The sequence below is a fragment of the Bacillus sp. FJAT-27445 genome (assembly GCF_001510665.1).
In the GTDB taxonomy this organism is placed as follows: Bacteria; Bacillota; Bacilli; order Bacillales; family Cytobacillaceae; genus Bacillus_D.
Window position 1 is genome coordinate 1 of sequence record NZ_LMTI01000009.1, and the last position, 23,975, is coordinate 23,975.

At 45.8% G+C, this 23,975-nt stretch carries 24 protein-coding genes and 1 other annotated feature; all 24 genes read left to right on the forward strand.

From position 1 onward, the window contains the following. Positions 1-436 precede the first annotated feature (436 nt). The 24 genes from AR337_RS21425 to rpoB all read left to right on the forward strand — a co-directional run bounded on the left by AR337_RS21425 (position 437) and on the right by rpoB (position 23,910). Positions 437-898: a CtsR family transcriptional regulator gene (locus AR337_RS21425; RefSeq protein ID WP_059174099.1), complete on the forward strand. Its 462-nt coding sequence runs from the start codon at positions 437-439 to the stop codon at positions 896-898. A 47-nt stretch (positions 899-945) separates the two neighbouring features. Further along, positions 946-1,494: a UvrB/UvrC motif-containing protein gene (locus AR337_RS21430; RefSeq protein ID WP_059174100.1), complete on the forward strand. Its 549-nt coding sequence runs from the start codon at positions 946-948 to the stop codon at positions 1,492-1,494. 1 nt (position 1,495) lies between these two features. Continuing rightward, positions 1,496-2,569 carry a protein arginine kinase gene (locus tag AR337_RS21435; protein ID WP_059174101.1) on the forward strand — a complete coding sequence of 358 codons (1,074 nt, stop codon included), beginning with the start codon at positions 1,496-1,498 and terminating at the stop codon, positions 2,567-2,569. Between the two features lie 13 nt (positions 2,570-2,582). After that, positions 2,583-5,021, forward strand: a complete 2,439-nt coding sequence (clpC, locus tag AR337_RS21440; RefSeq protein ID WP_059174102.1) for an ATP-dependent protease ATP-binding subunit ClpC — start codon at positions 2,583-2,585, stop codon at positions 5,019-5,021. Between the two features lie 130 nt (positions 5,022-5,151). Beyond that, on the forward strand, positions 5,152-6,531 hold the full coding sequence (gene radA / locus AR337_RS21445) for a DNA repair protein RadA (RefSeq protein ID WP_059174103.1): 1,380 nt from the start codon (positions 5,152-5,154) through the stop codon (positions 6,529-6,531). Between the two features lie 141 nt (positions 6,532-6,672). After that, the gene (locus AR337_RS21450; protein WP_059174104.1) at positions 6,673-7,755 is read left to right on the forward strand and encodes a PIN/TRAM domain-containing protein; all 1,083 of its coding nucleotides are present in this window, start codon (positions 6,673-6,675) and stop codon (positions 7,753-7,755) included. A gap of 54 nt (positions 7,756-7,809) precedes the next feature. Next, positions 7,810-8,502 carry a 2-C-methyl-D-erythritol 4-phosphate cytidylyltransferase gene (ispD, locus tag AR337_RS21455; RefSeq protein WP_059174105.1) on the forward strand — a complete coding sequence of 231 codons (693 nt, stop codon included), beginning with the start codon at positions 7,810-7,812 and terminating at the stop codon, positions 8,500-8,502. Between the two features lie 49 nt (positions 8,503-8,551). Next, on the forward strand, positions 8,552-9,034 hold the full coding sequence (gene ispF, locus AR337_RS21460) for a 2-C-methyl-D-erythritol 2,4-cyclodiphosphate synthase (RefSeq protein WP_059174106.1): 483 nt from the start codon (positions 8,552-8,554) through the stop codon (positions 9,032-9,034). 85 nt (positions 9,035-9,119) lie between these two features. Next, entirely contained in the window at positions 9,120-10,577 is a 1,458-nt protein-coding gene (gene gltX / locus AR337_RS21465; protein ID WP_059174107.1) for a glutamate--tRNA ligase, read from the forward strand. A gap of 358 nt (positions 10,578-10,935) precedes the next feature. After that, the gene (gene cysE / locus AR337_RS21470) at positions 10,936-11,583 is read left to right on the forward strand and encodes a serine O-acetyltransferase (protein WP_059174167.1); all 648 of its coding nucleotides are present in this window, start codon (positions 10,936-10,938) and stop codon (positions 11,581-11,583) included. Between the two features lies 1 nt (position 11,584). Further along, positions 11,585-12,982 carry a cysteine--tRNA ligase gene (cysS, locus tag AR337_RS21475; RefSeq protein WP_059174108.1) on the forward strand — a complete coding sequence of 466 codons (1,398 nt, stop codon included), beginning with the start codon at positions 11,585-11,587 and terminating at the stop codon, positions 12,980-12,982. Between the two features lie 4 nt (positions 12,983-12,986). Beyond that, entirely contained in the window at positions 12,987-13,415 is a 429-nt protein-coding gene (locus tag AR337_RS21480) for a Mini-ribonuclease 3 (protein ID WP_059174109.1), read from the forward strand. After that, positions 13,408-14,151, forward strand: a complete 744-nt coding sequence (gene rlmB / locus AR337_RS21485) for a 23S rRNA (guanosine(2251)-2'-O)-methyltransferase RlmB (protein WP_059174110.1) — start codon at positions 13,408-13,410, stop codon at positions 14,149-14,151. The genes AR337_RS21480 and rlmB overlap by 8 nt, the downstream gene beginning before the upstream one ends. 2 nt (positions 14,152-14,153) lie before the next feature. Next, positions 14,154-14,663: an NYN domain-containing protein gene (locus tag AR337_RS21490; protein ID WP_059174111.1), complete on the forward strand. Its 510-nt coding sequence runs from the start codon at positions 14,154-14,156 to the stop codon at positions 14,661-14,663. A 76-nt stretch (positions 14,664-14,739) separates the two neighbouring features. Continuing rightward, the gene (gene sigH, locus AR337_RS21495) at positions 14,740-15,384 is read left to right on the forward strand and encodes an RNA polymerase sporulation sigma factor SigH (protein ID WP_172797587.1); all 645 of its coding nucleotides are present in this window, start codon (positions 14,740-14,742) and stop codon (positions 15,382-15,384) included. A gap of 108 nt (positions 15,385-15,492) precedes the next feature. Beyond that, positions 15,493-15,642 carry a 50S ribosomal protein L33 gene (rpmG, locus tag AR337_RS21500; protein WP_059174113.1) on the forward strand — a complete coding sequence of 50 codons (150 nt, stop codon included), beginning with the start codon at positions 15,493-15,495 and terminating at the stop codon, positions 15,640-15,642. Between the two features lie 43 nt (positions 15,643-15,685). Next, the gene (gene secE / locus AR337_RS21505; protein WP_059174114.1) at positions 15,686-15,868 is read left to right on the forward strand and encodes a preprotein translocase subunit SecE; all 183 of its coding nucleotides are present in this window, start codon (positions 15,686-15,688) and stop codon (positions 15,866-15,868) included. Between the two features lie 309 nt (positions 15,869-16,177). After that, positions 16,178-16,711 carry a transcription termination/antitermination protein NusG gene (gene nusG / locus AR337_RS21510; protein WP_059174168.1) on the forward strand — a complete coding sequence of 178 codons (534 nt, stop codon included), beginning with the start codon at positions 16,178-16,180 and terminating at the stop codon, positions 16,709-16,711. A 223-nt stretch (positions 16,712-16,934) separates the two neighbouring features. Then, positions 16,935-17,360: a 50S ribosomal protein L11 gene (gene rplK / locus AR337_RS21515; RefSeq protein ID WP_059174115.1), complete on the forward strand. Its 426-nt coding sequence runs from the start codon at positions 16,935-16,937 to the stop codon at positions 17,358-17,360. Between the two features lie 184 nt (positions 17,361-17,544). Continuing rightward, a complete protein-coding gene (rplA, locus tag AR337_RS21520) occupies positions 17,545-18,243 on the forward strand; it encodes a 50S ribosomal protein L1 (protein ID WP_059174116.1) in 699 nt (232 codons plus the stop codon). Between the two features lie 46 nt (positions 18,244-18,289). Continuing rightward, positions 18,290-18,433, forward strand: a sequence feature (ribosomal protein L10 leader region). Between the two features lie 32 nt (positions 18,434-18,465). Then, the gene (gene rplJ, locus AR337_RS21525) at positions 18,466-18,966 is read left to right on the forward strand and encodes a 50S ribosomal protein L10 (protein WP_059174117.1); all 501 of its coding nucleotides are present in this window, start codon (positions 18,466-18,468) and stop codon (positions 18,964-18,966) included. Positions 18,967-19,022: 56 nt separating this feature from the next. Then, on the forward strand, positions 19,023-19,385 hold the full coding sequence (gene rplL / locus AR337_RS21530) for a 50S ribosomal protein L7/L12 (RefSeq protein ID WP_059174118.1): 363 nt from the start codon (positions 19,023-19,025) through the stop codon (positions 19,383-19,385). 64 nt (positions 19,386-19,449) lie between these two features. After that, a complete protein-coding gene (locus AR337_RS21535; protein WP_059174119.1) occupies positions 19,450-20,052 on the forward strand; it encodes a class I SAM-dependent methyltransferase in 603 nt (200 codons plus the stop codon). A gap of 297 nt (positions 20,053-20,349) precedes the next feature. Next, positions 20,350-23,910, forward strand: a complete 3,561-nt coding sequence (gene rpoB / locus AR337_RS21540; RefSeq protein WP_059174120.1) for a DNA-directed RNA polymerase subunit beta — start codon at positions 20,350-20,352, stop codon at positions 23,908-23,910. Positions 23,911-23,975: the final 65 nt, after the last annotated feature.

The following is a 23,975-nucleotide window of genomic DNA, read 5'->3' on the forward strand; positions in this document are numbered from 1 at the left end:
GTAGTTGGGGCCTTGCCCCTGTGAGAGTAGGACGCTGCCGGGCAATGCGAAAGGCAACCTTATAAAAGGGTTGCCTTTTTTGTATTTCCACCACTTTTAAGACAGTTGCCTAACTTTCCGGTATAAAGTGAACTGAAAGCTTTTTAAAAACATTCCCTTCTTTTAAACAGACCTACCCCAAAAACTACATTATTAAAGCCCACACATCGGACGATACCAGAAATATATTACAAATGAAAATCTTTTAAAACTAAGGGGTACCTGTTTAATTTTACGAAACTAGGGTAGAAGAAAAACCCCTTCTTAAAACATCCCATAGAGGTTTTGAGTCAGCCGTAATTGGAGAAAATATCTATGATTAAAAAAATTGCAAGTACATAACACCATCATGTATAATAAAAGTCAAATATAGTCAAAGTCAGAAGGGGGTGGCAAGTTGAGAAATATCTCTGATATAATCGAAAACTACTTGAAAAAGGTTCTTGAATTAAGTGAGGAGGACCTTGTTGAAATCAGAAGGAGTGAGATTGCGGATAAATTTCAATGTGTCCCTTCCCAAATAAATTATGTAATAAATACAAGGTTTACTATAGAGCGGGGATACATTGTCGAGAGTAAGCGTGGTGGTGGCGGATATATACGGATTATGAAGGTCCAGTCGAATGATCATGCCCATTTGCTCGATCATGTTCTTTCCCTTATTCAGGAACATGTCAGCCAAAGCAGGGCTGAAGCAATTATTATCCGATTAATTGAAGAAAAGGTAATTACCGAGCGCGAAGCAAAAATTATGTTAAGTGTAATTGACAGATCAATATTGTTTATTGATTTACCCTACAGGGATGAGTTAAGGGCTCGGATGCTAAAGGCAATGCTGACAACTCTTAAATATAAATAAGAAAGGGCAGAATTTGCCCGCCATTTACGTACTAAGAAGGTGAGAAGATGATTTGCGATGAATGCAAACAAAAGCCGGCAACGATGCATTTTACAAAAATCCTTAATGGTCAGAAAACCGAATTTCATCTTTGCGAACATTGTGCACGTGAAAAGGGCGACATGTTTATGATGAATGGAGGGGCAGGATTTTCGATTAACAATCTGTTAGCCGGCCTCCTTAATTTCGATAATACTTACCAGCAATCTGGACAGGACGCATTCAAGAAGGAAGAAGTTCAGCAATGTCCCGAATGTAAAATGACGTTCCCGCAGTTTGTTAAATTGGGGAGATTTGGATGTGCCAATTGTTATAGTGCATTTTCTAGTAGCCTACAGCCTATTTTGAAGCGGCTGCATGGCGGTAATTGGAAACATAATGGGAAAATACCTAAAAGGGTTGGCGGAACCATTCATATTCGTAAAAAGCTCGAAGAAACAAAGCGTCTATTGAAGGAACTGATTTCCAGGGAGGAATTCGAAAAGGCAGCAGAAATCCGCGACGAAATCCGCGCGTTGGAACACCTGATGAAAGGTTCAGCCGGAGGTGGAAAGTAATATGTCTTTAGAGAATTTCTTAAATCATGCTGTTAGCTCCTGGATGAATGAGGAAGGCCCGGATTCGGATATTGTCCTTAGTTCAAGGGTCAGGCTGGCTAGGAATTTTGAAGAATATAAATTCCCGACGCTTCTTACTAGTGAAGATGGTCAGGCGATTATTTCAAAACTGAACGAAATGGTAGACAATCACGCAATCACATCATTTGGGAAACTTGAGCTTCTCCCAATGCATGAGCTTAAGCCGCTGCAAAAAAGGGTGTTAGTCGAAAAGCATTTAATAAGCCCCAATTTGGCAGAGGATTCTCCTTTCGGGGCATGCCTACTCTCAGAAAATGAAGAAATCAGTGTGATGGTTAATGAGGAAGACCACATCAGGATTCAATGCCTGTTCCCCGGACTCCAGCTTTCAAAGGCGCTGGAGGCGGCAAATGGGTTTGATGACTGGTTGGAAGAGAAAATAAAGTATGCTTTCAGTGAAGAACTCGGCTATTTGACCAGTTGTCCAACAAATGTGGGAACCGGACTACGGGCTTCGGTAATGATGCATCTTCCAGGATTAATATTAACACAGCAAATTAGTGGAATTATACCAGCCATTAACCAGCTTGGCCTGGTTGTCCGGGGGATTTATGGAGAAGGCAGCGAGGCTCTTGGAAATATTTTTCAAATATCCAACCAAATTACACTAGGAAAGTCGGAAGAGGACATTGTCGAGGATTTAATTAGTGTTGTAAGGCAGCTAATTGCACAGGAAAGGGCTGCAAGGGAAGCATTGGAGAAAACATCCCACATACAATTAGAAGACCGGGTATTTCGCTCATTTGGAATCCTCGAAAACAGCAGGATTATTGAAACAAAAGAGGCAGCTCGGTGTTTATCAGATGTTAGGCTTGGAATTGATATGGGGTATATAAAGAATATCTCCAGAACAATATTGAATGAACTGATGATTTTAACACAGCCGGGGTTCCTTCAGCAATATGCTGGCGGGCCATTGAGGCCGGAGGAAAGGGATATCCGACGTGCTGGCCTTATCAGGGAACGATTGAAACTGGAAATGGATAATAGATGAGGAGGAAACCACGATGATGTTTGGCCGTTTTACAGAAAGAGCCCAAAAGGTACTGGCTCTCGCGCAGGAAGAGGCAATCCGCCTCGGACACAATAATATTGGAACTGAACATATTTTGCTCGGCCTCGTCCGTGAGGGAGATGGAATTGCCGCAAAAGCTCTGTATGGACTAGGGCTTGGTGCTGAAAAAATTCAAAGTGAAGTTGAGACGCTTATTGGAAGAGGGCAGGAAGTCCCGCAGACGATCCATTATACCCCGAGAGCTAAAAAAGTTATTGAATTATCAATGGATGAAGCCAGGAAGCTCGGCCACTCGTATGTTGGAACAGAGCATATTCTTCTTGGCCTCATCAGAGAAGGCGAAGGGGTTGCGGCAAGAGTACTAAACAATCTTGGGGTGAGCTTGAATAAGGCGCGCCAGCAGGTTCTCCAGCTTCTCGGCAGCAATGAATCCGGAGGGCACCCAGGGAGTACTTCTGTCAGCGCCAATACGCCGACGCTAGATAGCCTGGCAAGAGATTTAACGGTCATTGCAAGGGAAGGCACCCTTGACCCCGTCATCGGCCGGAGTAAGGAAATTCAGCGCGTAATCGAAGTCCTCAGCCGCCGGACGAAAAACAATCCGGTGTTAATTGGGGAGCCGGGTGTAGGGAAAACAGCTATTGCCGAAGGGCTTGCACAGCAAATTGTTAATAATGAAGTTCCTGAAATCCTTCGTGACAAGCGTGTTATGACCCTGGATATGGGGACGGTTGTTGCTGGTACTAAATACAGGGGTGAATTTGAAGATCGCCTGAAAAAGGTTATGGATGAAATTAGGCAGGCAGGAAATATCATACTTTTCATTGATGAATTGCATACATTAATTGGCGCTGGCGGTGCGGAAGGAGCAATTGACGCATCGAATATTCTTAAGCCGTCCCTTGCAAGGGGGGAACTGCAATGTATTGGTGCTACAACCCTTGATGAATACAGGAAGTACATTGAAAAGGATGCAGCGCTCGAACGCCGTTTCCAGCCAATCCGGGTAGAGGAACCGACGGCGGATGAATCTGTTCAAATTCTGCAAGGATTGCGCGATCGTTATGAGGCCCATCACAGGGTAACGATTACTGATGAGGCAATCGAGGCAGCTGTTAAGCTTTCTGACAGATATATTTCCGATCGCTTCCTGCCTGATAAGGCCATTGACTTAATTGATGAAGCAGGCTCAAAAGTACGCCTTCGTTCTTACACCACACCTCCTAACCTGAAGGAACTGGAAGTGAAACTTGAAGAGGTGAGAAAGGAAAAGGATGCTGCCGTCCAAAGCCAGGAGTTCGAAAAAGCGGCATCATTAAGGGATTCGGAACAGCGTCTTCGCGAACAGCTTGAAGAAACAAAGAAAAGCTGGAAAGAGCAGCAGGGCAAGGAAAACAGCGAGGTTACAGTTGAAGATATTGCACATGTCGTTTCCAGCTGGACCGGCATTCCGGTTTCAAAGCTTGCCCAGACTGAGACACAAAAACTGCTTAACCTTGAAGAAATTCTCCATTCAAGGGTCATCGGTCAGGAAGAAGCAGTAAAGGCTGTTTCAAAAGCTGTCCGCCGTGCCCGGGCAGGCCTAAAAGATCCAAAGCGTCCCATTGGTTCATTTATATTCCTCGGCCCAACCGGGGTAGGGAAAACAGAGCTTGCACGCGCTCTTGCGGAAGCGATGTTCGGCGATGAGGATGCCATGATCCGGATTGATATGTCCGAATACATGGAAAAACATTCAACATCAAGGCTGGTTGGATCCCCTCCAGGATATGTGGGGTATGAGGAAGGCGGGCAACTTACCGAAAAGGTCCGCCGTAAGCCATATTCCGTTGTCCTTCTGGACGAAATTGAAAAGGCGCATCCTGACGTGTTCAATATCCTGCTTCAAGTATTGGAGGATGGGCGCCTGACGGATTCAAAGGGCCGGACAGTTGACTTCAGGAACACAGTTTTGATTTTGACGTCTAACGTTGGTGCTGAAGCGCTTAAGCGTAACAAATATGTAGGCTTCAATATCCAGGACGGGGAACAGGATTACAAGGATATGAAGGGGAAGGTAATGGAAGAACTGAAAAAAGCGTTCCGTCCAGAATTCCTTAACAGAATCGATGAAATTATCGTCTTCCACTCCCTTGAAAGGAAGCATCTTAAGGAAATTGTTACCCTCCTATCCGACCAACTGATCAAGCGCTTGAAAGAGCAGGACATTACATTGGTCTTGACCGATACGGCTAAGGAAAAAATTTCGCAGGAAGGCTATGACCCTGAATATGGTGCACGCCCGCTACGCAGGGCTATCCAGAAGCATATTGAAGACCGCCTGTCGGAGGAATTGCTTAAAGGTACATTATTGACTGGCCAGCATGTTATAATCGATGTAGATAATGGCGAGTTCACTGTGAAAACGGCGGCAAAGGATGCTGTTAGATAAGACCGGCCGCAGTTTTGGATAGTTTATTAATCAAGGAGGTCCGCGCTTATTTATCTGGCGGTACCTCCTTGCTTTTTTTCCTTTATTCCAGTGAATCTATAAAATTTAGAAGTGATGGAGAGAGCAAGAGATGGCAAAACGTAAAACAAAGTTCATGTGTACGAGTTGCGGATACGAGTCGCCAAAATGGATGGGGAAATGCCCAGGCTGTGGGGAATGGAACAAGATGGTTGAAGAAATGGAACCCGCTTCGACTGGAAGAAGGGGTGCTTTTGCCCATTCCGAGGGTTCAGCGGTTGCTTCAAAAGCCATGCCCATTACCGCCATTGAAACTGTCAGTGAACCAAGAATTTACACCGAAATGGCCGAAATGAACCGTGTGCTTGGCGGCGGGGTAGTTAAGGGCTCGCTTGTATTGATTGGCGGTGATCCGGGAATTGGGAAATCAACCCTTCTCCTTCAGGTATCTTCTCAGCTGGCGAATAACGGGCATAAAGTCCTCTATATATCTGGAGAGGAGTCACTTAGGCAAACAAAATTACGCGCTGAAAGGCTCGGGGTTGCCTCGGAGAATCTTCTGGTGTACTCTGAAACCAATCTTGAAGAAATCAGCCGGACAATTGAACAGGCTAATCCGGAATTTGTTATTGTAGATTCCATACAGACCGTTTTCCATCCTGAGGTAACCTCGGCTCCGGGCAGTGTCTCACAGGTTAGGGAATGTACAGCAGAGCTGATGAGGATCGGGAAAACAAAAGGAATCGCCATTTTCATTGTCGGCCATGTAACAAAGGAAGGCAATATTGCCGGCCCTCGGCTTTTAGAGCATATGGTTGATACAGTTCTTTACTTTGAAGGGGAACGGCATCATACGTATCGGATTCTCCGGGCTGTCAAAAATCGTTTCGGCTCAACGAATGAAATGGGTATTTTTGAAATGAAGGAAGCAGGCCTTGAAGAAGTCGAAAATCCATCGGAAATCTTTCTGGAGGAGCGCTCCCGGGGGACGGCAGGGTCTACGGTTGTTGCTTCCATGGAGGGGACTAGGCCGGTCCTTGTTGAAATACAGGCTCTTATTTCGCCTACCAGCTTTGGGAACCCACGACGGATGGCGACAGGAATAGACCATAACAGGGTTCCGCTTTTAATGGCTGTCCTTGAAAAACGGGTTGGCATGCTGCTGCAAAACCAGGATGCCTATCTGAAGGTTGCAGGGGGAGTCAAGCTGGATGAGCCAGCCATTGACCTTGCAGTTGCGGTGAGCATCGCTTCTAGCTTCAGGGATAAGCCAACGAGACCGACCGATTGCATAATCGGCGAGGTGGGGCTGACCGGTGAGGTAAGGCGTGTATCTAGAATCGAACAGCGCGTCCAGGAGGCGGCAAAGCTAGGGTTTGAGCGTGTCATCCTCCCTGCCAATAATATAGGCGGATGGACAGGGCCAAAAGGAATGGAACTTATCGGTGTGTCAACTGTAAGCCAAGCGCTCAAGGCAGCGCTCGGAGAATAACGAGGCATAGCCGCTGTTGAGGGCTGCTTGCCTTAAAGTGTACGGTTGTGTAAGAAAAATGCTTCTATTTGGAAAAATGTCAAGATATTTAAGGTTTCAATTAAAGGTTTTTGTTTATAATGATTAAAAGGAGGTGAAGGGATGTTAAAACGAATCGTTCAGGCGTGTTTTCTCATTACCGGGGGAACGCTTGGGATCTTTTTAATTCCACTATTATTAACTATTATTAAGGCTGACGGAATTTCGTTTTTGAATAATTCCTATATGGCAGCCATAATAGGTGCACTTATTTTTTATTTTCTTACTTTTTGGGCTATTGAGTACGTAATAAATTTTGTTAAATGGGTTGAAGATACCCTTGTTAGGGTTCCGGTGACCGATGTCCTTTTTGGGAGCCTTGGGCTGACATTCGGTTTGATTGTTGCTTTCTTGGTCGGCTTTGCCCTTAATGCTATCGAAGTACCTGTCCTTAATACTGCTGCACCAATTCTCCTCACCCTTCTTTTTGGGTATCTGGGCTTCCAGGTAGGCTTTAAAAAGCGGGATGAAATGATGAATCTTTTTTCAAGTAAAAAGAAAAAAGCAACGGAAGAAGAGCAGGATAAAGCCGCCACGTATTCTTTTAAAATACTCGATACGAGTGTTATCATCGATGGTAGGATTGCGGATATTTGCCAGACAGGTTTCCTTGAGGGAACGATTGTAATTCCGCGTTTTGTTCTTGAGGAACTACAACATATCGCGGATTCCTCGGATGTACTGAAACGGAACAGGGGGAGGCGCGGCCTTGATATCCTGAACCGGATTCAGAAAGAGATTGCTGTAAATGTTGAAATCTGTGAAACTGATTTCGATGATATACAGGAAGTGGACAGCAAATTGGTGAAGCTTGCTAAGGAAACAGGCGGAATCCTCGTTACCAACGATTTTAACCTGAATAAGGTAAGCGAATTCCAGAATGTTTCCGTCCTGAATATTAATGACCTTGCCAATGCGGTTAAGCCTGTTGTTTTGCCTGGAGAAGAACTGAGTGTCCAGGTCATAAAGGATGGCAAGGAGCATCACCAGGGAGTTGCCTATCTAGATGATGGAACGATGATTGTCGTAGAAGAGGGCCGCGAGTATATTGGCAAAAGAATTGATGTCATGGTAACGAGTGTTTTACAAACTTCGGCCGGCAGGATGATTTTTGCGAAGCCGAAGCTTTATGAAAAAGCATTGTAAGGAATGCGACCATTAGAAGGCTAATGGACTAATATATGAATTTGGGGTTATTTTATGGCTTATAAAGTGATTCTTCCGGCTGCCGGCCGGGGGAAACGAATGGGAGCGGGAATCAATAAGCTTCTGCTTGACCTTAATAGTGTGCCCGTCCTCATTCATACACTTTTGATATTTGAAAGTGATGAAGAGTGTGAAGGCATGATCCTGGTAGTAAATCCGGACGAGCAAGCGGAAATGAAAGGCCTTCTCGATGAATATAAAATCCGGAAGCCGATTGCTTTTGCCAAGGGAGGAGCTGAGCGCCAACAAAGCGTCTATAACGGGTTAAAGAAAGCCGGCGATTCTAGGCTGATTCTTGTCCACGACGCAGCCCGCCCATTCATCACAATAGGTCTGATCAGGAAGCTTTGTGAAGCGGCGGTACGCGATGGGGCGGCTGTGTTGGCAGTGCCAGTAAAGGATACAGTAAAAAAGGTATCCGGGAATCATGTTGCGGAAACAATTGAACGTTCCAGCTTGTGGGCAGTCCAAACCCCACAAGCTTTTCGCATTTCGGTACTCCATGAGGCGCATGAAAGGGCCGAGCGGGACGGCTTTCTTGGTACGGATGATGCGAGTCTGGTGGAAAGGCTTCACCATCCTGTTGCAGTTGTCCAAGGGGATTACAACAATATTAAACTGACAACCAGGGAAGACCTCGTTTTTGCGGAAGCGATTTTAAAACAGCGGGGCAGCCAGGACAACTAACATGGCATGGGAAAACGAGCTTTTATTTTATTTTAAAGGAGATACGAATATGTTTAGGATAGGACAGGGGTTTGATGTTCACCAGCTGGTGGAAGGCCGCCCGCTTATTATCGGGGGGATTACCATCCCATATGAAAAAGGTCTGCTTGGCCATTCTGATGCGGATGTTCTTTTGCATACTGTAGCGGATGCCTGCCTGGGAGCAATTGGAGAAGGGGATATCGGAAGGCATTTCCCGGATACCGATGAAGCATACAAGGATGCAGATTCTGCAAAATTGCTCGAACACGTATGGGCCAAGGTTAAAGAACAAGGGTTTGAGCTGTGCAATGCAGATTGCACCATCATTGCCCAGAAGCCGAAAATGGCTCCCTATATTGAGGAAATGAGGGCAAGGATTGCAGAACTGCTTGAAGCGGATCTAAGCCAAATCAATGTAAAAGCCACAACGACCGAGAAACTTGGATTTACTGGAAGGGGCGAGGGGATTGCTTCCCAGGTTGCCGTCTTGTTGCAAAAAAGAAAGGGCTAGCGTTGCGTCCAGCCTTTCAGCATTGAATACTCAGTGTTAAAATGGAGCATGAAGTTAAATCAGCAGCACGTTTAGGAGGATTTTTATGTCAAACACAGTTCGAGTGCGGTATGCGCCAAGCCCGACAGGACATTTACATATTGGAAATGCCCGTACAGCATTGTTTAACTATTTGTTTGCCCGGAGCCAAGGCGGCAAATTTATTATCCGAATTGAGGATACGGATAAGAAACGCAATATTGAAGGCGGGGAAGAGAGCCAGCTGAAATACCTAAAATGGCTCGGCATGGATTGGGATGAAAGTGTTGATAAAGATGGCGGATTCGGCCCATACCGGCAATCCGAACGGAATGATATTTATAAGGAGTATTACACAAAACTTACTGAAGAAGGCCATGCCTATAAATGCTATTGCACCGAGGAAGAGCTTGAAGCTGAACGTGAGGAGCAATCAGCCCGGGGTGAGACTCCGCACTATTCGGGGAAATGCCGAAATCTGACGGATGAAGAACAGAGCCGCCTTGTAAGCGAAGGAAGGCAACCTAGCATTCGCCTGAAGGTTCCTTCCGGGAAAACATATACATTCAATGACATGGTAAAAGGAGAAGTCTCCTTTGAGTCTGAAGGTATGGGAGACTGGGTCATGATCAAAAAAGATGGTACGCCGACATACAATTTTGCTGTGGCAATCGACGACCATACGATGGAAATCACCCATGTCCTTCGCGGAGATGACCATATTTCCAATACGCCAAAGCAATTGATGGTATATGAAGCCCTTGGCTGGGAAGCCCCGATATTCGGCCATATGACGCTAATTGTCAATGAAAGCCGCAAAAAACTTAGCAAGCGGGATGAATCAATCATCCAATTCATTGAACAGTACGAGGAGCTTGGCTATTTGCCGGAAGCACTTTTCAACTTCATCGGCCTCTTGGGCTGGTCGCCTGCAGGGGAAGAAGAAATCTTTTCAAAAGAGGAATTCATTGAGAAATTTGACCCTGCGAGGCTTTCTAAATCTCCGGCTCTTTTCGATAAACAAAAGCTTGCCTGGATGAATAACCAGTATATGAAAATGGTTGACCTTGACAGACTAGTCGGCACCTCACTGCCGCACCTTGTCAAAGCGGGGCTTGTTAAAAAGGAATTGAATGACCAGGAAAAAGAGTGGGTCGTCAGCCTGATTGCCCTTTTCCAGGAAAAAATGAGCTATGGTGCGGAAATAGTCGAAATGTCGGATCTTTTCTTCCGAGAGAAGACCAATCCCGATGAGGAAGCGAAAGAGGTCCTTTCCGAGGGCCAGGTGCCAGAGGTGCTGAAGGCTTTCCTTGATGAAATCGGAAAACTTGAGGTTTTTGAGGCGGATGGAATTCAGGCCGCCATGAAGGCTGTCCAAAAGTCAACAGGCCACAAAGGGAAGAAGCTTTTCATGCCGATACGCGCGGCTGTTACAGGCCAGACGCATGGACCGGACCTGCCGAAAACAATTGAATTATTGGGCAGGGAAAAAATTCAAAAGAGATTGAGCGATTTAATTAGTTAACAATTGGTCTAAAATGGTATATAGTAAGAGTAATCCTATAGCAACAAATCAAAGACGGGGAAAAGTAGAAAAACGATGCTTAAAAGAGAGAACCATCACCGGCTGAAAGTGGTTTAGGCCTCTCGCTTTTTGAAATGCACCCCTGAGTCCCTCCCGAACCGGCGCAAATGCCGCAGTAGGAGACGGGCGGCGCCTGCCGTTATAAGGCTTGAGTTGGGGTCGGCTTCCTTTAACAGCAAAAGAATGAGGCCCAAACAGAGTGGAACCGCGCACAAGCGTCTCTGTCATTTATGGCAGGGGCGTTTTTTTTGTTTATCGAGAAGATTCAAATTATATTCCTGAGTTGGGAGGGAAAAGGATGTTAAAAACGATCAGGGAAGATATCGATGTTGTGTTTGAGCAGGATCCAGCCGCAAGGAGCACATTTGAAGTCGTTTTGACCTATTCGGGCTTGCATGCTATTTGGGCCCACCGGATTGCCCATGCATTGTTTAAACGAAAATTTTTCTTTTTGGCACGCTTGATATCACAAATCAGCCGGTTCTTCACCGGTATTGAAATACATCCAGGGGCCATTATTGGACGCCGATTCTTTATTGACCATGGAATGGGTGTGGTCATTGGTGAAACGTGTGAAATCGGGAATAATGTAACTGTATACCAGGGGGTTACGCTAGGGGGGACTGGGAAGGAAAAAGGAAAGCGCCATCCCACAATCCTGAATAATGCCCTAATTGCTGCGGGTGCCAAAGTGCTAGGTTCAATTACAATTGGAGAACATGCAAAAATCGGTGCTGGCTCAGTCGTCCTGAAAGATGTGCCTGCACATTCGACAGTGGTGGGCATTCCGGGCAAAATCGTCATCCAAAACGGCGTCAAGGTCGGCAGGGAGCTCGATCATACCGATTTGCCAGATCCAACAGGCGATCGTTTCAAAGAACTAGAAAAAGAGCTTTCGTTGTTAAAAGAAGAACTAAAAGCCATAAAATTTAAGGAGGCCAGGTGAAATGGCGATCCAGCTATATAATACTCTCAAAAGAACAAAAGAGCCGTTTGTCCCGCTTGAAGAGGGCAAGATAAAAATGTATGTGTGCGGCCCGACCGTCTACAACTATATCCATATTGGGAACTCCAGGCCAGCCATCGTGTTCGACACGGTCAGGAGATATTTTGAATTCCGCGGCTACGATGTAAAATACATCTCGAATTTCACCGATGTGGACGATAAGCTCATCAGGGCGGCAAAGGAGCTTGGCGAAGACGTTCCGACAATCGCCGAAAGATTCATAAATGCCTACTTCGAGGACGTTTCAGCTCTCGGCTGCAAAAAGGCGGATGCCCATCCACGTGTAACGGAAAGCATGGACATTATCATTGATTTTATTGCGTCATTAATTGACAAAGGGTATGCCTATGAAGCTGGCGGTGATGTATATTTCCGTACCAGGAAATTTGAAGGCTATGGAAAGTTGTCGCATCAATCCATTGACGAATTGAAGGTAGGAGCAAGGATTGAGCGTGGCGAGAAAAAGCAGGATGCACTTGATTTTGCTCTTTGGAAGGCAGCGAAGGAAGGCGAGATTTTCTGGGAGAGCCCGTGGGGAAAAGGGCGCCCCGGCTGGCATATTGAATGCTCGGCAATGGCTAAAAAATACCTGGGCGAGACAATTGATATTCACGCGGGTGGACAGGATTTGGCCTTCCCGCACCACGAAAATGAAATTGCCCAGTCCGAGGCATTGACGGGCAAGACATTCGCTCGTTACTGGATGCATAACGGCTATATTAATATCGATAATGAGAAAATGTCGAAATCGCTCGGAAACTTTGTGCTTGTCCATGATATTTTGAAAAAACACGATCCGCAGGTACTCCGTTTCTTCATGCTTTCAGTCCATTACAGGAATCCAATCAATTACAGCGAGGAGCTGCTTGAAAACACAAAGGCTGCTTTGGAAAGGCTGAAGACTTCCTACCAGAACCTAAAGCACAGGAGGGAGTCCAGCACGGGACTGACAGAGGACAATAGGCGCTGGATTTCTGAAATCGAAGCGCTGAGGGAGCAATTCATAAAGGAAATGGACGATGATTTCAATACGGCAAATGCGGTATCCGTCTTATTTGACCTATCAAAATTGGCAAACCAATACCTTTTGGAAAAGACAACAGCTGTCGAAGTCATTGATCGCTTTACAAAAGAATTCGATGAGTTGTTCGACGTTTTGGGGCTGAAGCTTGGTGCTGAAGAACTTCTCGATGAAGAAGTAGAATCGTTGATTGAACAGCGGAACCAGGCAAGGAAAGACCGGAATTTCAAGCTGTCAGACCAGATTAGGGACCAGTTGAAGGACATGAATATCATTCTGGAAGATACGCCTCAAGGTACGAGATGGAAAAGAGGCTGACCTAATGATTCATTACGAAACGAACATTGACGAAAAACAACTGAATAGCCTGGCGCTAGCCTATATGGGGGATGCGGTGCTTGAAGTGTATGTCCGGCGCCACCTCCTCCAGAAAGGGACGGTTAAGCCGCATCGCCTTCATACAGAGGCAACAAATTATGTTTCCGCAAAAGCCCAATCACAAATTCTTTTCAGCCTGATGGAAGAGGAATTGCTTACCGAGGAAGAAACAGCAGTGGTAAAACGGGGAAGGAACGCGAAATCAGGGTCGGTCCCGAAAAATACCGATGTTGTCACTTACCGTCATAGTACAGCATTTGAGGCATTGATAGGAACTTTATATTTATCGGGCAATCTAGAACGACTTGAAGAGCTGGTTGAAAAATCATTTGAGTATGTAGAGGGCACGAAAGGAAGGGTTAAGGATGAGTGAGGACACAATCATTGGCAAAAATCCCGTCCTAGAGGCTTTAAGGTCGCAGCGGGATATCAACAAAATCTTGATCGCCGAAGGTTCACAGCGCGGTCAAATGCAGCAAATTACAGAAATGGCCAGGGAAGCAAACGTCATCGTCCAATATGTACCCAAGAAAAAAATCGACCAGCTGACAGATGGGAACCATCAAGGGGTGCTGGCATATGTGGCAGCCTATCAGTATGCCGAGGTGGATGACCTTTTTTCCGCGGCAAAAAAGAAGGGGGAGGAGCCGTTTTTCCTCATCCTTGATGAAATTGAAGACCCCCATAACCTCGGCTCAATTATGAGGACCGCCGATGCAGTAGGCGCCCACGGGATCATTATCCCGAAGCGGCGGGCGGTAGGGCTTACCTCCACCGTTTCGAAAGCTTCGACGGGCGCGATTGAGTATATTCCCGTCGCCCGGGTCACAAATCTCGCTCGGACAATTGATGAATTGAAAGAGCGCGGCGTCTGGATTGCTGGAACCGATGCAAAAGGAAGCGTAGATTACCGGAAACAGGATTTCACTATGCCGCTTGGGCTTGTTATTGGCAGCGAAGGAAAGGGGATGGGGAGGTTGATTCGTGAAAAATGTGATTTCCTCGTTCATTTGCCCATGGCGGGGAAAGTAACTTCCCTGAATGCATCGGTGGCAGCGGCCTTGTTGATGTACGAGGTTTACCGAAAACGGAATCCTCTTGAGGGATAGGGATGGATATCCTTTTAGTTGACGGCTATAACATTATTGGTGCCTGGCCGGAACTTCGGGAATTGAAGGCCCGGGACTTCGCAGCTGCACGGGACAGGCTGATTGAATTGATGGCTGAATATCAAGGATATTCAGGATACCGGGTCATTGTTGTTTTCGATGCCCACTATGTACAGGGGATTGAGAAAAAGATTAAAAACCATAAGGTTGAAGTAATTTTTACACGGGAAAATGAAACCGCGGACGAAAGAATTGAGAAACTTGCAGTCAAGCTGGGCAACAGGAAAACGCAAATCCATGTGGCCACGTCCGATTATACCGAACAATGGGTCATTTTTGGACAAGGGGCGTTAAGAAAGTCAGCGCGGGAACTACTTATTGAAATGTCCTCGGTAGAAAAAAAAATTGAAAAAAACGTCCGGAAAATCCAGGAAAAAAGGCCGGTAACCCGAATTCCGATAAGCGAGGATTTGGCAGAAATTTTTGAAAAGTGGCGCAGAGGCGAAAAATGAGCATTGACGCTTAAAAAATACCTACTGTATAATATTTCTAACTATGCATGTACATGCGAGGGGGATCTCAGTGAGTGTGGATGTAAGGTCAAGGGCAGGCGATGAGTTTCTAATTCTGGAAGATGAAGAGATCGTTTATTTGGTGCACAATGGCAACAGCGAAGCCCTGGATTACTTAATCCACAAATATCGCAATTTTGTCAGGGCAAAAGCAAGGTCCTATTTCCTGATTGGTGCGGACAAAGAAGATATTGTCCAAGAAGGAATGATTGGACTTTATAAGGCAATCAGAGATTTTCGTGATGACAAGCTCACGTCCTTCAAGGCTTTTGCAGAGCTTTGCATAACGAGGCAAATCATAACGGCAATTAAAACAGCTACCAGGCAAAAGCATATTCCGCTGAATTCCTATGTTTCATTGGACAAGCCAATATTTGACGACGAGTCAGACCGTACCCTCATGGATGTCTTGAGCGGAACGAAGGCGACGGATCCGGAACAGCTTATTATCAACCAGGAAGAATTCGATCATATCGAGATAAAAATGAGCGAACTTCTGAGTGACCTGGAACGGAAAGTCCTTGCCCTATATCTTGACGGCCAGTCCTATCAGGAGATTTCCGAAGAGCTGAACCGGCATGTGAAATCGATAGACAATGCCCTTCAGCGGGTCAAGAGAAAGCTTGAGCGGTATCTGGAGATTCGGGAATACTCGCATTAGGGCGAGTAAAATTTTGTATATTCTATGAAACCCCTTCCAGCGGTTATTGACAGTAACTGGTTGCCGTGATACAGTTTTAAGGACAAAAAATTGGCAGCAGGTGACAAAATGACAAAAAAAGCAGTCCTTGCTTGTACCATTTGCGGTTCACGTAATTATTCGACTGCGGCAGGTAACCAGGCCAGGGATGAACGGCTTGAATTAAAAAAGTACTGTAAAACCTGCAACGCTTCTACGGTTCATAAAGAAACCAGGTAGGAGCCGGCAGGATTCGCATACAGATAGATGGAGGTCACAAACAATGCAGCGCATAACGAATTTTTTTCGCGACATAGCCCGAGAAATGAGGAAAGTCAGTTGGCCGAAACGTGAAGAGCTTACCCGCTACACGATAACGGTTATTTCGACTGTGGCAATCTTTGCGGTATTCTTTGCGGTTGTCGATCTAGGCATTTCCAAGTTGATTCGATTAATTCTTGAATAAAGGCACCCTGTTCATGGTATAATGGGAAATAATGCAGGAAATTTCTACAAAGCCCGGTTAAACGGGTTTTTTCATTTGGTGTAAGAAAAGCGTAAACAGCCGTTTAGCGCCGTATGGACTGGAGGGCCCCGATGGAGATAAAGGAAACACGAAGAGCGGAAGCGATTCGATGTTGACTTATCGTAGCGAGGGGACCGAAGTACACTAGGCGCTGGCTGTTGGAGCTGGACAATGAAAAGCGCAAGCAGCCGTTTTGGCCGTATAGCGAAAAGTAAAAGCAGGGAGGGACGGACGTTAGAGTCCTTTGAAATGGAAAAGAACTGGTATGTGGTCCATACGTACTCCGGATATGAAAATAAAGTGAAGGCGAATCTCGAAAAACGTGTTGAATCCATGGGGATGCAGGATAAGATTTTTCGTGTTGTCGTTCCGGAGGAAGAAGAAACAGATTATAAAAATGGCAAAAAGAAAACAGTAAAGCGTAAGGTGTTTCCTGGTTATGTGCTTGTTGAAATCGTCATGACCGACGATTCTTGGTACGTAGTCCGCAACACTCCGGGCGTAACCGGCTTCGTAGGTTCTGCCGGCTCCGGCTCGAAGCCAACTCCACTGCTTCCGGAGGAAGTATCGGCCATCCTAAAGAGGATGGGTGTGGAAGAAAAGCGGGTTGACATCAATTTTGAAATCGGCGAAACGGTCAGGGTAAAGGAAGGACCGTTTACAGATAAGACTGGTATCATTGAGGAAATGGATAAAACAAAATCGAAACTGCGTGTGCTAGTCGATATGTTTGGCCGCGATACACCGGTTGAACTCGACTTTTCGCAAATTGATAAATTATAATCTTCGAAGCAAAACGAAGAAAAAACAAAAGAAAAATTATCTGATATTGTAAAATAGCTTGAAATTAAGTTGGAAAAGTGGTAACATTTCAAAGGTCAGTATGTCTTGGACAGAAAATACCGGACATTTGTCAAGCTCTTTATTTTTAATAAAGGCTTTTATAATGAGTGGGAGGGGGATACCCCTATTACCACATCACGGACTTTTTAAGGAGGTGTGTCTCGTGGCTAAAAAAGTAATTAAGTTAGTTAAATTGCAAATCCCTGCTGGCAAAGCTAACCCTGCGCCGCCGGTTGGTCCGGCTTTGGGTCAAGCTGGTGTTAACATCATGGGATTCTGTAAAGAATTTAACGCACGTACAGCGGACCAGGCAGGTCTGATTATTCCTGTTGAAATTACGGTATTTGAAGACCGTTCCTTTACATTTATTACGAAAACTCCTCCAGCTGCAGTTCTTTTGAAAGTAGCAGCCGGAATCCAGTCTGGTTCAGGCCAGCCTAACCGTAATAAAGTAGCAACAGTTAAGCGCAACACGGTGCGCGAGATTGCTGAACAGAAAATGCCTGACCTGAATGCGGCCAGCGTTGAAGCAGCAATGCGCATGGTCGAAGGTACAGCGCGCAGCATGGGTATCGCAATCGAAGATTAATCCATGCCGGACTGTTAAGGTATGATGGGGTTGCGTAGCTGATTTATCACACGCAACCTTTGTTCTGTTGATGGGCTATTGGATACCGGAGTCAATCCGGATCCAGCGCCTTGAACAAGGCGCTATGCCTTTTCACGTGGGAGGTCCATTCCGTTATAACCACAAATCAAGGAGGAATTTTAACATGGCTAAGAAAAGCAAAAAGTACCAAGAAGCCGCTAAGCTTGTCGACCGTACAAAAGCTTATCCGGTAAGCGAAGCAATTGAGCTTGCAAAAAAAGCAAACTACGCGAAATTTGATGCAACTGTTGAAGTTGCTTTCCGTCTTGGAGTAGATCCGAAGAAAGCTGACCAGCAAATCCGTGGAGCAGTAGTGCTTCCTAATGGAACTGGTAAAACACAGCGCGTCCTCGTTTTCGCAAAAGGTGAAAAAGTGAAGGAAGCAGAAGCTGCTGGTGCAGATTATGTAGGCGATGCTGAGTATATCAACAAAATCCAGCAAGGATGGTTCGAATTCGATGTTATCGTTGCGACTCCAGACATGATGGGTGAAGTTGGTAAGCTTGGACGTACGCTTGGACCAAAAGGCTTAATGCCGAACCCTAAGACTGGCACAGTTACTTTTGATGTAACCAAAGCTATTAATGAAATCAAAGCAGGTAAAGTGGAATACCGTGTTGATAAAGCAGGAAACATCCACGTTCCAATCGGCAAGATTTCTTTCGAAGATGAGAAGCTTGTTGAAAACTTTAGAACTGTTTTTGATACAATGCAGAAGGTTAAGCCAGCAGCCGCTAAAGGCACATACATGAAGAATGTAACAGTTTCTTCAACAATGGGCCCTGGCGTAAAAGTTGATCCATCTTCCGTAACAGCGAAATAATTATTGACAAAAGAATTAAAGTTTGTTAATATTACTTCTGTTGTTTAAATTTAATACATTTGTACCGAAGACAGCAGGTGCTGACCAGCTTAAATAGCCTGCCGAGGGAATACGATAGAATTAGCCTTTCGTACGGCTTTTTGTATTATGCCTCCATGTCTTCTGATATGGAGGCTTTTTATTTGCCCGGTATAAATGCAGAAATCTATAGGAGGTGTAAATATGAGCAGCGTTATCGAACAAAAGAAATTAATCGTCGATGAAATCGCCGGTAAATTTAAGAACAGCGTAACATCCGTAGTTGTTGACTATCGCGGATTGAATGTGGCCCAATTAACCGAGCTTCGTAAGCAGCTTCGTGAAGCTGGGATTGAGTTCAAAGTTTACAAAAACTCGATGAGCCGCCGTGCGGCAGAGGCTTCCGAACTTGCTGGCCTTAACGAATCACTAACTGGCCCTAACGCAATTGCGTTCAGTCCGGAAGATGTAGTTGCTCCAGCGAAGATCATCAATGATTTCGCGAAGAAGAACGACGCTTTGGAAATCAAAGCGGGTGTAATTGAAGGGAACGTCGCAACTGCTGAGGAAATCAAGGCACTTGCAGAACTTCCATCACGCGAAGGCTTGCTTTCCATGCTTCTCAGCGTACTGCAGGCTCCTATCCGCAACCTTGCTCTTGCTACAAAAGCTGTTGCAGAACAGAAAGAAGAACAAGGCGCGTAAGCTGACCGTTTTCGCTTTACCATAAAAAAACAAACAATTCGAGGAGGAAATATACAATGACTAAAGAACAAATCATTGAAGCAGTCAAATCCATGACTGTTCTAGAACTTAACGACCTAGTAAAAGCAATCGAAGAAGAATTTGGCGTAACTGCAGCTGCTCCTGTAGCAATGGCTGGCGCAGGCGCAGGCCCAGTTGCTGAAGAGCAAACTGAGTTTGATGTTATCCTTGCATCTGCAGGCGACCAAAAAATCAAGGTTATCAAAGTTGTCCGTGAAATCACTGGACTTGGCCTTAAAGAAGCGAAAGACCTTGTTGACAACACTCCGAAGGCAGTCAAAGAAGGCGTTTCTAAGGAAGATGCTGAAGCTATCAAAGCTAAGCTTGATGAAGTTGGAGCTAACGTCGAAGTTAAGTAATCAACCAATAAGAAAGCTCGCTGCCTAAGCGGGCTTTTTTCTGCTTTCCTTGGAGGTGGAATTGATGGCGGATCATTATTATTCACGGAAGCCGCATGTTGAGAGTGCACCAAAGCATTGGGAGTATACACTGAGAAACGTTCGTTTCCGATTCAAGTCCGATAGCGGCGTTTTTTCAAAAAATGAAGTCGACTTTGGTTCAAGGTTGTTGATAGAAACATTTGTTTTGCCTGAACCAGCGGGGTCTCTTCTTGATGTTGGCTGCGGATACGGGCCTATTGGTTTAGCGCTCGCCAAGCAATATCCCGACCGAACCGTACATATGGTCGATGTTAATGAACGTGCGCTTGAACTGGCAAAAGAAAATGCAAAGGCGAATGGGATTGAAAATACCCTGGTTTATGAAAGTGACAGACTGTTTGGGGTGGAAGAGACGGGTTTTTCAGCAATTCTCACCAATCCCCCGATTCGGGCCGGCAAAAAAACCGTCCATGATATTTTCGCGCAGGCAAAGGAAAAGCTTGTGGCGAATGGCGAGTTGTGGGTGGTCATCCGGAAAAAGCAGGGAGCGCCATCCGCTTTAGAAAAGCTGAGTGAACTGTTCGGAGAAGTTGGGGTAGTCGAAAAGGAAAAGGGATACTTCATTATTAAAGCGAAAAACATTTGACTCAAAAATGCCGCTATGTTAATATTATAAAATGCCATTATCATATTTTCGGTACTATTTCCGAATGTCAAGCTTTTTTTTCACTTAGGAATAAACTTTCTTTGTAAAAGAAAGGAAGTTCCGATTGTATAAAATTGGTATAGGAAGGAAAAGATGACAAAATAATAGGTGAAAATGTGAAAAATGTGGTTTTTGCGTCAAAAACCCTTTTTCTTTTTTGTCTGTTGCGGGACAGCTGTCCAGCCGCAGGCTCCAAATAGAATTAAAATATAACTCTTGATTTGAGGGGTGAATCAGTTGACAGGTCAACTAGTTCAGTATGGACGACACCGCCAACGAAGAAGTTACGCGCGAATCAGTGAAGTTTTAGAATTACCAAATCTTATTGAAATCCAAACCTCTTCTTATCAATGGTTTCTTGATGAGGGACTGCGTGAAATGTTCCAGGATATTTCACCGATTGAAGACTTTACTGGTAACCTATCTCTAGAATTTATTGATTATAGCCTTGGCGATCCAAAATATTCCGTTGAGGAATCAAAGGAACGAGATGTGACATTTTCCGCACCACTGCGTGTAAAAGTGCGTCTCGTCAACAAAGAAACAGGGGAAGTAAAAGACCAGGATGTTTTCATGGGCGATTTCCCGCTAATGACTGAAACGGGCACCTTTGTCATTAATGGTGCAGAGCGTGTCATCGTTTCCCAGCTCGTCCGTTCCCCAAGCGTTTACTACAGCGGGAAAGTGGACAAAAACGGGAAAAAAGGTTTTACAGCCACCGTTATTCCGAACCGCGGCGCCTGGCTTGAATATGAAACAGATGCCAAGGATGTCGTATACGTAAGGATTGATCGTACCCGGAAGCTGCCAGTTACGGTTCTTTTGCGTGCACTCGGGTTCGGCTCTGATCAAGAAATCATCGATCTCATTGGCGACAATGAGTATATCCGCAATACACTTGAAAAAGACAATACCGACAGCATCGATAAGGCGCTACTTGAAATCTACGAAAGGCTTCGCCCAGGCGAACCGCCGACTGTAGATAATGCAAAGAGCCTCCTCGTTTCACGTTTCTTCGACCCTAAACGCTATGATTTGGCTAGTGTGGGACGATACAAAATCAACAAAAAACTTCATATAAAAAACCGCCTATTTGGCCAGCGCCTTGCAGAAGCATTGGTCGACCCGGAAACCGGTGAAATCATTGCAGAAGTTGGCACTTTGCTCGACCGCAGGAATCTTGACCGAATCATCCCCCACCTGGAAAACAACATTAACATGGACAGTTACCAGCCGGGAGGCGGAGTGGTGGATGGGGATATTGTCCTCCAAGGCATCAAAATTTTTGCTCCAACCGATGATAACGAAAAAGTAATAAATGTTTTGAGCAATGCATATGTGCCTGAACAGATAAAAAACATTACTTCGGCAGATATCATTGCATCTATTAGCTATTTCTTCAACCTGCTCCATGGTGTGGGTGATACTGACGATATCGACCACCTTGGAAACCGCCGTCTGCGCTCAGTAGGAGAACTGCTGCAAAATCAGTTCCGTATCGGTCTGTCAAGGATGGAGCGGGTCGTCCGTGAGAGGATGTCAATCCAAGATACAGCGACCATCACTCCGCAGCAGCTAATCAATATCCGTCCGGTAATTGCGTCCATAAAAGAGTTCTTTGGAAGCTCTCAGCTTTCGCAATTTATGGACCAGACCAATCCGCTTGCAGAATTGACGCATAAACGCCGTCTTTCCGCATTGGGACCAGGCGGTTTGACACGTGAGCGAGCGGGCTTTGAGGTGCGTGACGTCCACTATTCCCACTATGGGCGTATGTGTCCGATTGAAACGCCTGAGGGACCTAACATCGGATTGATCAACTCGCTTTCTTCATATGCAAAGGTTAACCGCTTTGGCTTTATTGAAACGCCATACCGCCGGGTAGATCCTGAAACCGGAAAAGTGACGGATCGCATTGATTACCTGACTGCGGATGAAGAGGACCTTTATGTAGTGGCCCAGGCCAACGCAAGGCTTAATGAAGACGGCTCGTTTATCGATGATGACATCGTGGCCCGTTTCCGAAGCGACAATACGGTTGTACCAAGAGAACGTGTTGATTACATGGATGTATCACCAAAGCAGGTTGTATCTGCGGCAACAGCATGCATTCCGTTCCTTGAAAATGATGACTCAAACCGTGCTCTTATGGGAGCGAACATGCAGCGACAAGCTGTTCCGCTAATGCAGCCGGAAGCTCCAAGGGTTGGTACAGGGATGGAGCACGTTTCCGCTAAAGATTCGGGTGCAGCAGTCATTTGCAAGCATGAAGGTATCGTTGAGCATGTTGAAGCCCGTGAGGTTTGGGTTCGCCGCTTTAAGGAAGTTGATGGCCAGGAGACTAAAGGCGACCTGGATAAGTACAGAATGCTAAAATTCATCCGTTCCAACCAGGGAACATGCTATAATCAGCGGCCGATTGTTTCGGTAGGAGATAGAGTAACAAAAGGCGAAATCCTTGCTGACGGCCCTTCAATGGAAAAAGGTGAGTTGGCACTTGGGCGAAACGTACTTGTCGCGTTCCTGAACTGGGACGGATACAATTACGAGGATGCCATTATCATGAGTGAACGCCTTGTAAAGGATGATGTATATACATCCATCCATATTGAAGAATATGAATCTGAGTCCCGCGATACAAAGCTGGGACCTGAAGAAATAACTCGAGATATTCCGAACGTCGGGGAGGATGCTTTGCGTAACCTTGACGAACGCGGAATCATCCGTACAGGTGCGGAAGTTAGAGACGGCGACCTGCTTGTCGGTAAGGTTACCCCTAAAGGCGTGACTGAACTGACAGCTGAAGAGCGGCTCCTTCATGCAATCTTCGGTGAAAAGGCCCGCGAAGTACGAGATACCTCGCTACGTGTACCACACGGCGGCGGAGGAATTGTCCTTGACGTTAAAGTATTCAACCGAGAAGACGGTGATGAGCTGCCTCCAGGAGTAAACCAGCTTGTCCGAGTGTATATCGTCCAAAAACGTAAAATCTCCGAAGGGGATAAGATGGCTGGACGACACGGAAACAAAGGGGTAATCTCCCGTATTCTTCCGGAAGAGGATATGCCGTACCTTCCAGACGGCACCCCGGTGGACATCATGCTTAACCCACTGGGCGTACCTTCCCGTATGAATATCGGTCAGGTGCTTGAACTCCATCTTGGAATGGCAGCTAGGGAACTTGGAATTCATGTTGCGTCGCCTGTATTTGACGGTGCGACCGAGGAAGATGTCTGGGCAACGATTGAAGAAGCCGGAATGGCGCGCGATGCAAAAACCGTCCTCTACGACGGTCGTTCAGGCGAGCCGTTTGATAACAGAGTTTCTGTCGGTGTCATGTATATGATCAAGCTTGCCCACATGGTTGACGATAAGTTGCATGCCCGTTCCACAGGTCCTTACTCGCTTGTTACCCAGCAGCCGCTCGGCGGAAAGGCACAATTTGGCGGCCAGCGTTTCGGGGAGATGGAGGTTTGGGCGCTTGAGGCGTATGGGGCAGCCTATACACTTCAGGAAATCCTTACTGTCAAGTCCGATGATGTGGTCGGCCGTGTGAAAACATACGAGGCAATTGTCAAAGGTGAGAACGTACCGGAACCAGGTGTTCCTGAGTCGTTTAAGGTATTAATTAAAGAACTTCAGAGCCTTGGCCTGGATGTAAAAATCCTGTCCGGCGATGAAGAGGAAATAGAGATGCGCGACTTAGAAGACGATGATGAAATGCAGCAGGTTGATACATTGACGATTGCTCCGGAAGCACAGAGCATCGAGTCGGAAAAAGTAGGTTCGAAAGAGTAACTCCATAATAGTCCGGGTGCCAATTCGGCGCCCGGCGGGGTTATGTCAGCTACAGGGTAAAACCT